Here is a 15,241-nt window from a genome sequence, read left to right as displayed (position 1 = left end):
CGGTACGTAACACGTCGCGCTCCTTCGTCACTGCGGTGAAACATCGTGCGGCATTCGTGGAAACCGCGCTGCGCGAATCTCATGGCGCATAACCGGCCCGCACCTTTTCACCGTGGTCCCGCACCCCCGCACGTGGCCGCACCGACGACGAGGAGACGCCGATGCCCCCAGGCATCACGACGCTTGCCGCAGACACTCCGCAGCTGTCTGCCGCCAACACAGGGTTCATGCTCATCTGCTCCGCGCTGGTGATGCTCATGACCCCGGGTCTGGCCTTCTTCTACGGAGGCATGGTCCGCGTCAAGAGCACCCTGAACATGCTGATGATGAGCTTCATCAGCCTCGGGATCGTCACGATCCTGTGGGTGCTCTACGGATTCAGCCTCGCCTTCGGCACCGACATCGGCTCGGTCATCGGCTGGAGCTCGGACTTCGTCGGCCTCAGCGGTATCGGCGTCACCGAACTCTGGGACGGCTACACCATTCCGGTGTACGTGTTCGCCGTCTTCCAGCTGATGTTCGCGATCCTCACCCCCGCCCTGATCAGCGGCGCCCTCGCCGACCGGGTCAAGTTCACCTCCTGGGCCCTGTTCATCACCCTGTGGGTGACCGTCGTCTACTTCCCGGTCGCGCACTGGGTCTGGGGTGCCGGCGGCTGGCTCTTCGAGCTGGGTGTCATCGACTTCGCCGGTGGTACCGCGGTCCACATCAACGCCGGTGCCGCCGCCCTCGGCGTGATCCTCGTCATCGGCAAGCGGGTCGGCTTCAAGAAGGACCCGATGCGGCCGCACAGCCTGCCGCTCGTCATGCTCGGTGCCGCGCTCCTGTGGTTCGGCTGGTTCGGGTTCAACGCGGGCTCCTGGCTCGGCAACGACGACGGCGTCGGCGCGGTCATGTTCGTCAACACGCAGGTCGCCACGGGTGCGGCGGTCCTCGGCTGGCTCGCCTACGAGAAGATCCGCCACGGCTCCTTCACCACGCTCGGTGCAGCCTCCGGCGCCGTCGCCGGCCTCGTCGCCATCACCCCCGCGGGTGGTGCGATCAGCCCGCTGGGCGCGATCGCGGTCGGTGTCATCGCCGGTGTGGTCTGCGCCATGGCGGTCGGCCTCAAGTACAAGTTCGGCTACGACGACTCCCTCGACGTCGTCGGCGTCCACCTCGTCGGCGGTATCCTCGGCTCCCTCCTCGTCGGCTTCTTCGCCACCGGCGGAGTGCAGTCCGACGCCAAGGGCCTCTTCTACGGCGGCGGACTCGACCAGCTCGGCAAGCAGGCCGTCGGTGTCTTCGCGGTCCTCGCGTACTCCCTGGTCGTCTCCGCGGTCCTCGCCTTCGTCCTCGACCGGACGATCGGGATGCGGGTCAGCGAGGACGACGAGGTCTCCGGCATCGACCAGGTCGAGCACGCCGAGACCGCGTACGACTTCAGCGGCGCCGGCGGCGGCTCCGCCACCCGCACCACACCTCCGGCGCCCGGCACCACGGCAGCCCCGACGAACAAGAAGGTGGACGCATGAAGCTCATCACCGCAGTCGTGAAGCCGCACAGGCTGGACGAGATCAAGGAGGCCCTCCAGGCCTTCGGCGTCCAGGGCCTCACGGTCACGGAAGCGAGCGGCTACGGGCGTCAGCGCGGACACACCGAGGTCTACCGTGGTGCCGAGTACACCGTGGACCTCGTACCGAAGATCCGCATCGAGGTCCTCGTCGAGGACGAGGACGCCGAGCAGCTCATCGACGTGGTGGTCAAGGCGGCCCGCACCGGCAAGATCGGCGACGGCAAGGTCTGGAGCGTCCCGGTCGACACCGCGATCCGCGTACGGACCGGTGAGCGCGGCCCGGACGCACTCTGACCGACGGTTCCTGTGAACGGAAAGGCAGCTGGGTGACGAGCACCGAAGTGACGACCGAAGCAGAGGACTCCGGACCCAGCGGCTATGCGGCGGCCCGGCTGCGCCTCCTCCAGGAGGAGGCGCGGTCCGGGCCGCCGCGCCGTGCCGCCCTGGCGCGGCTCACCGACGACTGGCTCACCGCGCTGTTCGACGCGGCGGCCGAGGAGGCGGGCGTGCGCGGAGCCGCCCTCGTCGCCGTCGGCGGGTACGGCCGCGGCGAACTCTCCCCGCGCAGCGACCTCGACCTGCTCCTCCTGCACGACGGCAGCGCCGGTTCCGCAGCCGTCGCCACCCTCGCGGACCGGATCTGGTACCCCGTCTGGGACCTCGGCCTCGCCCTCGACCACTCCGTACGCACCCCCGCCGAAGCGCGCGGGACCGCCGGCGAGGATCTCAAGGTCCAGCTCGGACTGCTCGACGCCCGCCCCGTCGCCGGTGACCTCGGCCTCGTCGCCGGACTGCGCACGGCCGTGCTCGCCGACTGGCGCAACCAGGCCCCCAAGAGGCTCCCCGCCCTGGACGAACTCTGCCGTGAGCGAGCGGAACGCATGGGCGAGCTCCAGTTCCTCCTGGAACCCGACCTCAAGGAGGCCCGCGGCGGCCTCCGCGACGCCACCGCCCTGCGCGCCGTGGCCGCCTCGTGGGTGGCCGACGCACCCCGCGAAGGGCTCGCCGAAGCCCGCCGTGTCCTCCTCGACGCCCGTGACGCCCTCCACCTGACCACCGGCAGGGCCACCGACCGGCTCGCCCTGCAGGAACAGGACCAGGTCGCCCAGGCCCTCGGCCTCCTCGACTCCGACGCCCTGCTGCGCCAGGTGTACGAAGCCGCCCGGACCGTCTCGTACGCCACCGACGTCACCTGGCGCGAGGTCAACCGCGTCCTGCGCGCCCGCTCCGCACGGCCACGGCTGCGGTCGATCCTCGGCGGCGGCGCCAGAACCGCCCCGGACCGCACCCCCCTGGCCGAAGGCGTCGTCGAGGCGGACGGCGAGGTCGTCCTCGCGCGCACCGCCCGCCCCGAACGCGACCCGGTGCTCACCCTCCGGGCCGCCGCCGCGGCGGCCGAGGCCGGGCTGCCGCTCTCCCGTCATCTCGTACGGCACCTCAGGACCGCGGTCCAGCCGCTCCCCGTCCCGTGGCCCTCCCAGGCCCGCGAGGAGCTCGTCACCCTGCTCGGAGCCGGTGAATCCACCGTCGGCGTGTGGGAGGCCCTCGAAGCGGAGGGCATCATCACCCGCCTGCTGCCCGACTGGGAGCGGGTCCACTGCCGTCCGCAGCGCAACCCCGTCCACACCTGGACCGTCGACCGCCACCTCGTCGAGACGGCCGTCCGCGCCTCCTCGCTCACCCGCCGGGTGGGGCGCCCCGACCTCCTCCTGATCGCCGCCCTGCTCCACGACATCGGCAAGGGCTGGCCAGGGGACCACTCGGTGGCGGGTGAGGTCATCGCCCGTGACATGGCCGCCAGGATCGGCTTCGACAAGCAGGACGTGGCCGTCGTCGCCACGCTCGTGCGCCACCACCTGCTGCTCGTCGAGACGGCCACCCGGCGCGACCTCGACGACCCCGCGACCGTGCGTTCCGTCGCCACCGCCGTGGGCAGCGCGTCCACCCTGGAGCTGCTGCACGCCCTCACCGAGGCCGACGCCCTGGCCACCGGACCCGCCGCCTGGAGCTCCTGGCGGGCATCGCTGGTCACGGACCTGGTCAAGCGCGTCGCGGCACTGCTGGCCGGGGAGGAGCCCCCCGAGCCGGAACCGCTCGCCCCCAGCGCCGAGCAGGAACGCCTCGCAGTCGAGGCACTGCGCACCGGCGAGCCCGTCCTGGCCCTGCACACCCGGCCCGAGCCGGCCGCCGAGGACGGGGAGCCGGAGCCCGTCGGCGTCGAACTGCTCATCGCGCTGCCCGACCGCCCCGGGGTCCTGCCCGCCGCGGCCGGCGTCCTGGCCCTGCACCGCCTCACCGTCCGCGCGGCCGACCTGCGCGCCGTCGAGCTCCCGACCGAGCTGGGTGAGACGGCCGGTCTGCTGGTGCTGAGCTGGCGGGTCGCCGCCGAGTACGGCTCGCTCCCGCAGGCCGCCAGGCTCCGCGCCGACCTCGTCCGCGCCCTGGACGGGGCCCTGGACATCCGGGCCCGCCTCGCCGAACGCGAGGCCGCCTACCCGCGGCGGCGCGGGGTGAAGGCGCCCCCGCCCCGGGTGACCGTCGCGGCGGCCGGCTCCCGCCTGGCCACGGTGATCGAGGTCCGCGCCCAGGACGCCCCCGGACTGCTGCACCGGATCGGCCGGGCACTGGAACAGAGCGAGGTCCGGGTGCGCAGCGCCCACGTCTCCACGCTCGGAGCGAACGCCGTGGACGCCTTCTACGTCACGGACAAGGACGGCGCACCGCTGGCGCCGCAACGAGCCGCGGAGGTGGCCAGGGAGGTGGAGAAGGAGCTCGGCTGAAGCCGGGCCCAGGCCCCCGTTCGTCACGAGAAACGGGCGAGGGCTTTGCGTCCCCCGGGGTCCGGATACCCTGGAGGGCGACTGACCTGCCCCGCCCCCGACCCTGAGGACCGACGAGCGCCGTGTTCGATACTCTCTCCGACCGCCTTAGCGCGACTTTCAAAAACCTCAGGGGCAAGGGCCGCTTGTCCGAGGCGGACATCGACGCCACGGCTCGCGAGATCCGTATCGCCCTGCTCGAGGCGGATGTCGCCCTCCCCGTCGTCCGCGCGTTCATCGCCAACGTCAAGGAGCGGGCGCGCGGCGTCGAGGTCTCCCAGGCGCTGAACCCGGCCCAGCAGGTCGTCAAGATCGTCAACGAGGAGCTCGTCGGCATCCTCGGCGGCGAGACCAGGCGGCTCAGGTTCGCCAAGACCGCGCCCACCGTGATCATGCTCGCGGGTCTCCAGGGTGCCGGTAAGACCACCCTGGCGGGAAAGCTCGGCCTCTGGCTCAAGGCCCAGGGCCACTCCCCGCTGCTCGTCGCCTGTGACCTCCAGCGTCCCAACGCCGTCAACCAGCTGAGCGTCGTCGCCGACCGCGCCGGTGTGGCGGTCTACGCACCGGAGCCGGGCAACGGCGTGGGCGACCCGGTCAAGGTCGCCAAGGACTCCATCGAGTTCGCCAAGGCCAAGGTCCACGACATCGTCATCGTCGACACCGCCGGCCGCCTCGGCATCGACGAGGAGCTGATGCGCCAGGCCGCGGACATCCGCGACGCCGTCAGCCCCGACGAGATCCTCTTCGTCGTCGACGCGATGATCGGCCAGGACGCGGTGAACACCGCCGAGGCCTTCCGCGACGGTGTCGGCTTCGACGGCGTGGTGCTCTCCAAGCTCGACGGTGACGCCCGCGGTGGTGCGGCCCTGTCGATCGCCCATGTCACGGGCAAGCAGATCATGTTCGCGTCGAACGGCGAGAAGCTCGAGGACTTCGACGCCTTCCACCCGGACCGCATGGCCTCCCGCATCCTCGACATGGGTGACCTCCTCACCCTGATCGAGCAGGCGGAGAAGACGTTCAGCCAGGAAGAGGCCGCCAAAATGGCCTCCAAGCTGGCGTCGAGCAAGGGCAAGGACTTCACGCTCGACGACTTCCTGGCACAGATGGAGCAGGTCAGGAAGATGGGCTCCATCTCCAAGCTGCTCGGGATGCTGCCCGGCATGGGGCAGATCAAGGACCAGATCAACAACATCGACGAGCGCGACGTCGACCGTACGGCCGCGATCATCAAGTCGATGACCCCGAAGGAACGCGCCGAGCCGACGATCATCAACGGCTCGCGCCGGGCCCGTATCGCCAAGGGTTCCGGAGTCGAGGTCTCCGCCGTGAAGAACCTGGTGGAGCGGTTCTTCGAGGCCCGCAAGATGATGTCGAAGATGGCCCAGGGCGGCGGCATGCCGGGGATGCCGGGCATGCCGGGGATGGGCGGCGGCGCCGGCCGTCAGAAGAAGCAGGTCAAGCAGGCCAAGGGCAAGCGCAAGAGCGGGAACCCGATGAAGCGCAAGGCCGAGGAGCAGGCCGCCGCGGCCCGGCGCGAGCAGGCCGCGCAGGGCGGCGCGTTCGGTCTGCCCGCCCAGGAGGACAAGAACTTCGAACTCCCGGACGAGTTCAAGAAGTTCATGGGCTGACCGGCCCAGGACCCGGACGAAGGGGCGCCCCGCTCGGCGGGGCGCCCCTTCGTCTTCCGGCGTCCGGCGGTCACGCCATCCTTGTGGTCAGGCCACGCACACCAGGTAGCGGAAGACGTTCGGCATCCACACCGTGCCGTCCGGCCGCAGATGCGGATGCAGCGCCTCGGCGATCTCCTTCTCCACCTGGGAGCGGTCGGTCGCCCGTATCGCCGCGTCGAACAGCCCGGTCGACAGCAGTCCGCGCACGGCGCTGTCCACGTCCGCGTAGCCGAACGGGCAGGACACCCGGCCCGAGCCGTCCGGCTTCAGTCCGGCCCGCGCCGCGACCTCCTCCAGGTCGTCCCGCAGCGCCGGCCGCCACCCGCTCGCCGGACGCGGGGCCCGCGACGACCCGGTCAGCCGCGCCGCCACCTCCAGCACGGGAGCCGTGGCACAGCGCTCCGGCGGTCCCCAGCCGGCCAGCACCACCGTGGCGCCGCGCACGGCCAGCGGCATGGCGGAGGCGAGCGCGGGCGCGAGGCCCTCGGAGTCACCGGCAGCGCAGCCGACCGGCTGGAAGGCCGTCACGAGGTTGTACGGCGCACCTTCCGGCGCGGCCGCGGACACGCCCTCCACGAGCCTGGCCCGCGGGGCCGGACGGTCGAGGCCCGCCTCCGGCCCCTGACCGGGTGAGAGGCGCTCACGTGCCAGGGCCAGCCGTTCACGGTCGCTGTCGACGCCGGTGACGCGCGCCCCGCGCGAGGCCGCGATCAGCAGCGCCAGCCCGGAACCGCAGCCGAGGGAGAGCATCCGTGTTCCGGCCCCTACTTCGAGGCGCTCGTACACCGCCTCGTAGAGCGGTGCCAGCATGCGCTCCTGGATCTCGGCCCAGTCACGGGCGCGGGTACCGGCGTCCACCGGGGCGGACGAAGCCGCGTACCTGTGGTGCCGGACGAGCGTAGGTGTCATGGAATGCGCCCCAATCCGCCGTGAGGTCGGTCGTGCCCGAGTGAGGTCCCCCATGTCTATGTCTGTGTATGCGTGCCCACAGCCCCCGTATGCCAGAGAACTCCGCATCGGCGGTCCCGTCCAGGGGTCGGACGGGGTGGGATGGCATTGCTCGCGTGCTCCGGTCGTGCGCCCCCGGCGCCGCGCGGTGGAGGGCGGGCGCCGGCGGCAGCACGCGTGCCGCTCGCTTCCTCACAGTCTTACCCGACACGCGGGGCGCAGCACGTCGAGCGCTCCGCACCCGCCCCGCGACCGGTGTGCGCCGGTCGCTCCGTGCCGGGTAGTGTCGCCCGCGCGGCCCTTGTCGGCGCCGGTGCGTACGCGTTGCTACGTACCACCTTGGTGCGAGCTGTGCGTGTTCTCCGCTGTTCTGCGCACCCGCCCTCGTCCGGACGCATCAATGGCAACTGACTGGTACGTGCAAATTATTTGGGATGCCCCGGAATAGGAACACCGGAGCACTCAGGCTCGTTGTCACGACGTGAGCACGACACCACCTGTACTTGCCGCAGAGCTGGCACAGGCGTGGGCCGACATTCAGCGGTACCACCCCGAGCTGCCCGATCTTGCCGCGCCAGAGTCCCTGATCGGAGAGTCGTCGTCCGCCTGTGGCGCCGAGCTCTCCTTCGAACGGCTGCTCCATGAGGCAGTCCACGGCATCGCCGCCGCGCGGGGTGTCCGGGACACCTCCCGTGCCGGCCGCTACCACAACCGACGCTTCCTCGCGATCGCAGAGGAGCTGGGCCTCGACCATGCCGAGGAGCCCCACCCCAGCAGCGGATTCTCGTTGGTGACGCTGAATCCCGAGGCCAAACGCAGATACCGCCCGACGGCGGAACGGCTGCAGCGTGCGCTGAAGGCGCACACGGTCGCCACGGCCGCCGACACCAAGCGCTCGTTCCGCGGGCCCGCGGCGCGGCACGGCTCGTCCGGGGGAGGTGTGCGGGTCAAGGCCGTCTGTGACTGCGGGCGCAACGTCCGCGTGGTCCCCTCGGTCCTCGCCCAGGCGCCGATCGTCTGCGGCGGTTGCGGAAAGCCCTTCCGTATCCCCGAAGGGGCGGTCGCGGTGGGGTGACCCGATGCGGTGTGGCACAATGGTCAGCTGTACTCGACAGTCGCACAGGACCCCTCTCTCCTCCGGCTGACGCGTCCATCGGGCACCCGAGTACCGCAACCCCACGTGGCATCTTTTGTGCCCAACCACGTCAGAGACCAGGAGACACCACTTCCGTGGCAGTCAAGATCAAGCTGAAGCGTCTGGGCAAGATCCGTTCGCCTCACTACCGCATCGTCGTCGCCGACTCCCGTACCCGCCGTGACGGCCGGGCCATCGAGGAGATCGGCCTGTACCACCCGGTGCAGAACCCCTCCCGCATCGAGGTCAACTCGGAGCGCGCGCAGTACTGGCTGTCCGTCGGCGCCCAGCCGACCGAGCCGGTTCTCGCGATCCTGAAGCTCACCGGTGACTGGCAGGCCCACAAGGGCCTCCCGGCCCCCGCGCCGCTGCTGCAGCCGGAGCCCAAGGCTGACAAGCGCGCCCTGTTCGAGGCCCTGGCCACGGACGGCGACGAGGCCAAGGGTGAGGCCATCACCCAGAAGGCCAAGAAGTCGGACAAGAAGGCGGACGAGGCGGCTGACGCTGCGTCCACCGAGTCGACCGAGGCCTGAGCATGCTCGAGGAGGCTCTTGAGCACCTCGTGAAGGGCATCGTCGACAACCCCGACGATGTGCAGGTCGCCTCGCGTGACCTGCGCCGTGGGCGCGTCCTGGAGGTCCGGGTCCACCCGGACGACCTCGGCAAGGTGATCGGCCGTAACGGCCGCACCGCGCGCGCCCTGCGTACCGTCGTGGGTGCCATCGGCGGACGTGGAATCCGTGTCGACCTCGTCGATGTGGACCAGGTTCGCTGAAGAGTTGAACACCGGCAGGGGCCGGGGAGGGCTTTCGAGCCGTCCCCGGCCTTTGTCGTCCGTACATGACCGCCTCCTCAGTAAGAGATCATCGGGAGAAGTAGCGTGCAGTTGGTAGTTGCGCGGATCGGTCGCGCCCACGGCATCAAGGGCGAGGTCACCGTCGAGGTGCGCACCGACGAGCCGGAGCTCCGGCTCGGGCCCGGGGCCGTCCTGGTCACGGAGCCCGCCCATGTGGGACCGCTGACGATCGAGACCGGCCGGGTGCACAGCGGCCGGCTGCTGCTGCGGTTCGAAGGCGTGCGCGACCGTACGGCCGCCGAGGCGCTGCGCAACACGCTGCTGATCTCCGAGGTCGACCCGGAGGAACTGCCCGAGGATCCGGACGAGTTCTACGATCACCAGCTCATGGACCTCGACGTCGTCCTCGCGGACGGCACGGAGATCGGCCGGATCACCGAGATCTCGCACCTGCCGTCCCAGGACCTCTTCATCGTGGAACGGGCGGACGGCAGCGAGGTGATGATCCCGTTCGTCGAGGAGATCGTCACGGAGATCGACCTGGAGGAGCAGCGCGTCGTCATCACGCCGCCGCCGGGCCTGATCGACGAGAGCGAGGCCGTGGTCGCCTCGGCCCGTGACGCCGAGGAGGACGGTACCGAGGCCGGCGGGCAGAAGGGCGGCGCGTGATGCGGCTCGACGTCGTCACGATCTTCCCCGAGTACCTGGAACCGCTGAACGTGTCGCTCGTCGGCAAGGCGCGCGCCCGGGGCAGCCTCGACGTACGTGTCCACGACCTGCGGGAGTGGACCCACGACCGGCACAACACGGTGGACGACACCCCCTACGGGGGCGGGCCCGGCATGGTCATGAAGACCGAGCCGTGGGGCGAGGCGCTGGACGAGGTGCTCGCCGACGGCTACGAGGCCGGAGCGCACTCCCCGGTGCTCGTCGTGCCCACGCCGAGCGGCAGGCCCTTCACCCAGGAACTGGCCGTCGAGCTCTCCGGGCGGCCGTGGCTGGTCTTCACCCCGGCCCGCTACGAGGGCATCGACCGGCGGGTGATGGACGAGTACGCGACCCGGATGCCGGTCGTCGAGGTGTCCATCGGTGACTACGTCCTGGCCGGCGGGGAAGCGGCGGTCCTGGTGATCACGGAGGCGGTGGCCCGGCTGCTGCCCGGAGTGCTCGGCAACGCCGAGTCGCACCGTGACGACTCCTTCGCCCCCGGGGCGATGGCCGACCTGCTCGAAGGGCCGGTCTACACGAAGCCGCCCCAGTGGCGCGGGCGGGGCATCCCCGACGTGCTCCTCAGCGGCCACCACGGCCGGATCGCGCGCTGGCGGCGGGACGAGGCGTTCCGCCGTACGGCGCTCAACAGGCCTGATCTCATCGAGCGTTGCGAGGCGTCCGGCTTCGACAAGAAGGACCGCGAGATCCTCTCCATCCTCGGCTGGTCCCCGGAGCCCGGCGGACGATTTTGGCGCAGGCCCGACGCCGTGGAAGAATAGGCCCGCTGTACGTCCGGCGTGCGCCCCTGCCACAGGGGGAAAGACGCCCGCCCGATGTGATCAGCATCCGAACTTCACTCTCTCCCGTCGATGACCTGTGGCATCGGCGAAGAAAGCAGACAACATGGCTTCCCTGCTCGATGGCGTCAACGCCGCCTCGCTCCGTACCGACCTCCCGGCGTTCCGCCCCGGTGACACGGTCAACGTCCACGTGCGCGTGATCGAGGGCAACCGCTCCCGTATCCAGCAGTTCAAGGGCATCGTCATCCGCCGCCAGGGCTCGGGCGTCAGCGAGACCTTCACGGTCCGCAAGGTCTCCTTCAGCGTCGGCGTCGAGCGCACCTTCCCGGTGCACAGCCCGATCTTCGAGAAGATCGAGCTCGTCACCCGCGGTGACGTCCGTCGCGCCAAGCTGTACTTCCTCCGTGAGCTGCGCGGCAAGGCCGCGAAGATCAAGGAGAAGCGCGACCGCTGATTCCCCTCCGGCGTCCACAGCGCGGCCGGATAGGATTCGGCCCCGATGGACACGGAAGCACAGCACATGGAGCGCGATCGTTCCTCCGGCCCCGCAGACGGGCCGGAGGAGGGGTCGCGCTTCACGCATGTCCCGGACTCGCGGGTCACGTCGATGTCCTGGGGGCGGACCGTCTTCCTGGGCATGCTCTGCACGACGGTCCTGCTGCTCTTCAGCGCCTTCGTGCTCCAGCCCTTCCTCATTCCCAGCGGTTCGATGGAGCCCACGCTGAGGGTCGGGGACCGGGTCCTCGTCAACAAGCTGGCGTACCGTTTCGGCTCGGAGCCGCAGCGCGGCGACGTGGTGGTCTTCGACGGCACCGGATCCTTCGTGCGGGAGACGTCCGGGGAGAACGCCGTCGGCGCGCTCGTGCGCGGGGCGGCGGCGTCCCTCGGGCTGGCCGAGCCCGCCGGGTCCGACTTCGTGAAGCGGGTGGTGGGCGTGGGGGGCGACCGGGTGGTCTGCTGCGACAAGCGGGGGAGGCTCGGGGTGAACGGCGCTCCGGTGGACGAGGAGTACCTGTATCCGGGAGACCGGCCGTCCGACGTCGCCTTCGACATCGTGGTGCCCCAGGGCACCCTGTGGATGATGGGCGACCACCGCAGCAACTCACGGGACTCCCGGGACCACCTCGGGCAGCCGGGAGGCGGCATGGTCCCGGTCGAGCGGGTGATCGGGCGGGTGGACTGGCTCGGCTGGCCGCTCGGCAGACTCGGCTCGCTGGAGGGGACCGGCGCGTTCGCGGGCATACGGCCGGCGGGCGCGGACCATGGGTAACCGGGGGCGTAAACGGGGAGCACCGGATGCGGACCCGCCGCTGCCCACCGGGTCCAGGCCCACCACCGGCCGTTCGCTGCCCACCCGGGCGGAGCGTCGCAAGCTGGCCCGCAAGGTCAGACGCCGCAGGCGCAGGTCCGCGATCAAGGAGATACCCCTTCTCGTCCTCGTGGCCCTGGTCATCGCCCTGGTGCTCAAGACCTTCCTGGTCCAGGCCTTCGTGATCCCCTCCGGGTCGATGGAACAGACCATCCGGATCGGTGACCGGGTACTGGTGGACAAGCTGACCCCGTGGTTCGGCTCGAAGCCGCAGCGCGGTGACGTCGTCGTCTTCAAGGACCCCGGCGGCTGGCTCCAGCAGGAGACCGCCGAGCCCGAGGAAGCGCCCGCCGGTGTCAAGCAGGCCAAGGAGCTGCTGACCTTCATAGGGCTGCTGCCCTCGGCCGACGAGCAGGACCTGATCAAGCGTGTTGTGGCCGTCGGAGGCGACACCGTGAAGTGCTGCGGCACCGACGGGAGGCTCTCGGTCAACGGCGTCGCCCTCGACGAGCCGTATCTGAACCCCGGCGACGTGCCGTCCACCCTCAAATTCGAGGTAAAGGTTCCCGAGGGCCGGATCTTCGTGATGGGCGACCACCGCTCGAATTCCGCGGACTCGCGCTTCCACCTCGACAAGCCGGGCAAGGGCACGGTCTCGGAGGAAGAGGTCGTGGGACGGGCCGTCGTGATCGCCTGGCCCTTCGCCCACTGGCGCAGGCTCGAGGAGCCCGGGACGTACGCCTCGGTCCCGGACGGGCGCGCCGGGACGACGGCCGCACCAGGCCCGTCGAATAGTGTGTCCTCCCAGGATCGCAACGGAATGGTCCTGCTCCCGACCCCTGCGGAACTCCCGCTCGTTATGGGAGTGGTGGGCCTGCGCCGGATCAGGCGTGGGCGGTGGCACGGAGTGAGGAGTGGATGTGGGGGATTTGGCGGTCGGCGCACGATCCGGACACGACGAACCCGAGGACCGTCCGACGGGCGACGGGGTCCCGGCGGATGCGGGGAGTGACGGCGAATCCACGGACCGAGGCAGTACGGCGGTGAAGAAGCCGCGTTCGTTCTGGAAGGAACTGCCCCTCCTCATCGGTATCGCGCTCATCCTCGCGCTGCTGATCAAGACGTTCCTGGTGCAGGCGTTCTCGATCCCCTCGGACTCCATGCAGAACACGCTGCAGCGCGGTGACCGGGTGCTGGTGGACAAGCTGACCCCGTGGTTCGGCTCGGAGCCGGAGCGCGGCGAGGTCGTGGTCTTCCACGACCCGGGCGGCTGGCTGGAGGACACCGCGACGCCCGAGCCGAACGCGGTGCAGAAGTTCCTCAGCTTCATCGGACTGATGCCGTCGGCCGAGGAGAAGGACCTGATCAAGCGGGTCATCGCGATCGGCGGCGACACCGTCGAGTGCAAGAAGAACGGCCCGGTCACGGTCAACGGCAAGGCGCTGGACGACAAGTCCTTCATCTTCGAGGGCAACAGCGCCTGCGACGACGAGCCGTTCGGGCCGATCCACGTGCCCGAGGGCCGGATCTGGGTCATGGGCGACCACCGCCAGAACTCGCTGGACTCCCGCTACCACCAGGAGCTGCCCGGCCAGGGCACGGTGTCCACGGACGAGGTCGTCGGGCGTGCCGTCGTCATCGCGTGGCCCGTCAACCGCTGGGCGACCCTGCCGGTGCCGAGCACCTTCGACCAGCCCGGCCTCAACGCGGCCGCCGCTGCCGCGGTGCCGGGAGCACTGGGTGTAGCCGGTGCGCTGCCCCTCGTGTTCTGGCGTCGCCGCAGGCTGACCCGTGGGCGTACCGCCGGGTAGGGTGCCGACTCGGATCAGCGATTGTCGATCTCCGATGGGGGAGCGCTGGGATGAGTGGAACAGGACGTAGGGACGACGGCCGCGGCCGGATCGGCAGTGTGCTGTCGAACCTGGCCGTGGCCGTCGGCTGTGTGCTCTTCCTCGGCGGCTTCGCCTGGGGAGCGGTGGTCTATCAGCCGTACACCGTGCCGACCGGGTCGATGACCCCGACGGTGAATGCGGGGGACCGGGTGCTCGCGGAGCGGGTGGACGGCGACGACGTACGACGGGGCGACGTGGTCGTCTTCACCGACTCGACCTGGGGTGATGTGCCCATGGTGAAGCGCGTCGTCGGCGTGGGGGGTGACAAGGTCGCCTGCTGCGACAAGGACGGCCGGCTCACCGTCAACGGCAAGCCCGTCGACGAACCGTATCTGCGGGCGGAGGGCGCCTCCTCGCTCGGCGGTCCCGACGGAAAGGCCCCCGCCTCCCCCCAGAACTTCACGGCCGAGGTGCCCGAGGGCCAGCTCTTCCTGCTGGGGGACGAGCGCAACACCTCCATGGACTCCCGTGTCCATCTGGAGGACCCGGGGCAGGGCTCGGTGCCGCGCAGCGCCGTCCAGGCGCGGGTGGACGCGGTGGCATGGCCCCTGAACGGCATGATCGACCGGCCCGAGGGCTTCGCCGCTCTGCCCGGTGGGATCTCGTCGAGCGGCCCGCTGCGGCTCCAGCTCACCGGCCTCGTGGTGGGCGCGGTGCTCATCGTGGGGGGAGCGGCCTACGGCCCGATCGCGGCGCGGAGGTCCGCCCGCCGGACCGAGCGGCACGGGGTGTCCACCGGTGCTCACTGAGACCCGCAAGGTCGCCCGCGTGGTGCTCCTGGACCCGGACGACCGGATCCTGCTGCTGCACGGCTTCGAGCCGGAGAATCCGGCCGAGAGCTGGTGGTTCACCCCGGGCGGCGGCCTGGAGGGAGACGAGACCAGAGAGCAGGCCGCACTGCGCGAGCTGGCGGAGGAGACGGGGATCACGGACGTCTCACTCGGGCCGCTGCTGTGGACGAGGATCTGCTCCTTCCCCTTCGACGGGCGGCGCTGGGACCAGGACGAGTGGTATTTCCTGGCGCGTACGTCGCAGACCGTCACGGACCGGCGGGGCATGACCGAGCTGGAGCTGCGCAGCGTCGCCGGTCTGAGGTGGTGGACGTCCGCCGAACTTCTCGCCACGCGTGAGACGGTGTATCCGACCAAGCTCGCCGGGCTGCTGCGCACGCTGCTCGACGAGGGTCCCCCGAGTGTTCCGCTGGTTCTCGCCCCCGAAATCGTCTAATCGGCCAGGGGGGCGTGGGGCTGACGCACAATAGGGGGACGCACGGCTGAAGGGGAACATGCCATGAGCGCCGAGGACCTCGAGAAGTACGAGACCGAGATGGAGCTGAAGCTCTACCGGGAGTACCGCGATGTCGTCGGTCTGTTCAAATATGTGATCGAGACCGAACGGCGCTTCTACCTCACCAACGACTACGAGATGCAGGTGCACTCGGTCCAGGGTGAGGTCTTTTTCGAGGTTTCCATGGCGGACGCCTGGGTCTGGGACATGTACAGGCCCGCGCGGTTCGTCAAGCAGGTCCGGGTGTTGACGTTCAAGGACGTGAACATCGAGGAGCTCAACAAGACTGACCTCGAGCTTCCGGGCGGCTGATCGC

The 15,241-nt window shown here is 70.4% G+C and carries 17 protein-coding genes; 16 read left to right on the top strand and 1 reads right to left on the bottom strand.

The annotated features are described in order from the left end of the window. Positions 1-161: 161 nt before the first annotated feature. From ACFYQ6_RS32645 to ffh, 4 genes are all read left to right on the top strand, one after another. A complete protein-coding gene (locus tag ACFYQ6_RS32645) occupies positions 162-1,514 on the top strand; it encodes an ammonium transporter (protein WP_361583590.1) in 1,353 nt (450 codons plus the stop codon). After that, entirely contained in the window at positions 1,511-1,849 is a 339-nt protein-coding gene (locus ACFYQ6_RS32640) for a P-II family nitrogen regulator (protein ID WP_033304048.1), read from the top strand. The genes ACFYQ6_RS32645 and ACFYQ6_RS32640 overlap by 4 nt, the downstream gene beginning before the upstream one ends. A 32-nt stretch (positions 1,850-1,881) precedes the next feature. Then, entirely contained in the window at positions 1,882-4,335 is a 2,454-nt protein-coding gene (locus ACFYQ6_RS32635; protein WP_361583593.1) for a [protein-PII] uridylyltransferase, read from the top strand. Between the two features lie 122 nt (positions 4,336-4,457). Continuing rightward, positions 4,458-6,005, top strand: coding sequence for a signal recognition particle protein (gene ffh, locus ACFYQ6_RS32630; protein WP_361583596.1), 1,548 nt, complete (start codon positions 4,458-4,460; stop codon positions 6,003-6,005). A gap of 87 nt (positions 6,006-6,092) precedes the next feature. On the opposite strand, the gene ACFYQ6_RS32625 is transcribed toward ffh, so the two are convergent. Then, a complete protein-coding gene (locus ACFYQ6_RS32625) occupies positions 6,093-6,956 on the bottom strand; it encodes a class I SAM-dependent methyltransferase (protein WP_388766450.1) in 864 nt (287 codons plus the stop codon). A gap of 520 nt (positions 6,957-7,476) precedes the next feature. Here ACFYQ6_RS32625 and ACFYQ6_RS32620 point away from each other — a divergent pair. The 12 genes from ACFYQ6_RS32620 to ACFYQ6_RS32565 all read left to right on the top strand — a co-directional run bounded on the left by ACFYQ6_RS32620 (position 7,477) and on the right by ACFYQ6_RS32565 (position 15,237). Further along, a complete protein-coding gene (locus ACFYQ6_RS32620; protein ID WP_014153813.1) occupies positions 7,477-8,070 on the top strand; it encodes a hypothetical protein in 594 nt (197 codons plus the stop codon). A gap of 155 nt (positions 8,071-8,225) precedes the next feature. After that, entirely contained in the window at positions 8,226-8,663 is a 438-nt protein-coding gene (rpsP, locus tag ACFYQ6_RS32615) for a 30S ribosomal protein S16 (RefSeq protein WP_145810827.1), read from the top strand. A gap of 2 nt (positions 8,664-8,665) precedes the next feature. Then, on the top strand, positions 8,666-8,905 hold the full coding sequence (locus ACFYQ6_RS32610) for an RNA-binding protein (protein WP_014153811.1): 240 nt from the start codon (positions 8,666-8,668) through the stop codon (positions 8,903-8,905). A gap of 105 nt (positions 8,906-9,010) precedes the next feature. After that, on the top strand, positions 9,011-9,595 hold the full coding sequence (gene rimM, locus ACFYQ6_RS32605; RefSeq protein WP_361583602.1) for a ribosome maturation factor RimM: 585 nt from the start codon (positions 9,011-9,013) through the stop codon (positions 9,593-9,595). After that, entirely contained in the window at positions 9,595-10,416 is an 822-nt protein-coding gene (gene trmD / locus ACFYQ6_RS32600; RefSeq protein WP_361583748.1) for a tRNA (guanosine(37)-N1)-methyltransferase TrmD, read from the top strand. Before rimM ends, trmD begins: the two co-directional genes overlap by 1 nt. 124 nt (positions 10,417-10,540) lie before the next feature. Then, complete coding sequence (gene rplS / locus ACFYQ6_RS32595) at positions 10,541-10,891, top strand: 50S ribosomal protein L19 (RefSeq protein ID WP_014048592.1); 351 nt, start codon at positions 10,541-10,543, stop codon at positions 10,889-10,891. Positions 10,892-10,936: 45 nt separating this feature from the next. After that, positions 10,937-11,707, top strand: a complete 771-nt coding sequence (lepB, locus tag ACFYQ6_RS32590; protein ID WP_361583605.1) for a signal peptidase I — start codon at positions 10,937-10,939, stop codon at positions 11,705-11,707. Continuing rightward, positions 11,700-12,758, top strand: a complete 1,059-nt coding sequence (lepB, locus tag ACFYQ6_RS32585) for a signal peptidase I (RefSeq protein ID WP_361583608.1) — start codon at positions 11,700-11,702, stop codon at positions 12,756-12,758. Before lepB (ACFYQ6_RS32590) ends, lepB (ACFYQ6_RS32585) begins: the two co-directional genes overlap by 8 nt. Next, the gene (gene lepB, locus ACFYQ6_RS32580) at positions 12,676-13,557 is read left to right on the top strand and encodes a signal peptidase I (protein ID WP_361583751.1); all 882 of its coding nucleotides are present in this window, start codon (positions 12,676-12,678) and stop codon (positions 13,555-13,557) included. The genes lepB (ACFYQ6_RS32585) and lepB (ACFYQ6_RS32580) overlap by 83 nt, the downstream gene beginning before the upstream one ends. A 50-nt stretch (positions 13,558-13,607) precedes the next feature. Then, positions 13,608-14,387: a signal peptidase I gene (gene lepB, locus ACFYQ6_RS32575; RefSeq protein WP_361583611.1), complete on the top strand. Its 780-nt coding sequence runs from the start codon at positions 13,608-13,610 to the stop codon at positions 14,385-14,387. Beyond that, the gene (locus ACFYQ6_RS32570) at positions 14,377-14,865 is read left to right on the top strand and encodes an NUDIX hydrolase (protein WP_361583614.1); all 489 of its coding nucleotides are present in this window, start codon (positions 14,377-14,379) and stop codon (positions 14,863-14,865) included. Before lepB (ACFYQ6_RS32575) ends, ACFYQ6_RS32570 begins: the two co-directional genes overlap by 11 nt. 63 nt (positions 14,866-14,928) lie before the next feature. Beyond that, complete coding sequence (locus ACFYQ6_RS32565) at positions 14,929-15,237, top strand: DUF2469 domain-containing protein (RefSeq protein ID WP_008745401.1); 309 nt, start codon at positions 14,929-14,931, stop codon at positions 15,235-15,237. Positions 15,238-15,241: the final 4 nt, after the last annotated feature.

This window comes from Streptomyces sp. NPDC005494 (genome assembly GCF_042872025.1).
In the GTDB taxonomy this organism is placed as follows: Bacteria; Actinomycetota; Actinomycetes; order Streptomycetales; family Streptomycetaceae; genus Streptomyces.
The sequence above is the reverse complement of the archived record's forward strand: the minus strand, read 5'-3'. Positions and strand labels throughout refer to the sequence as shown.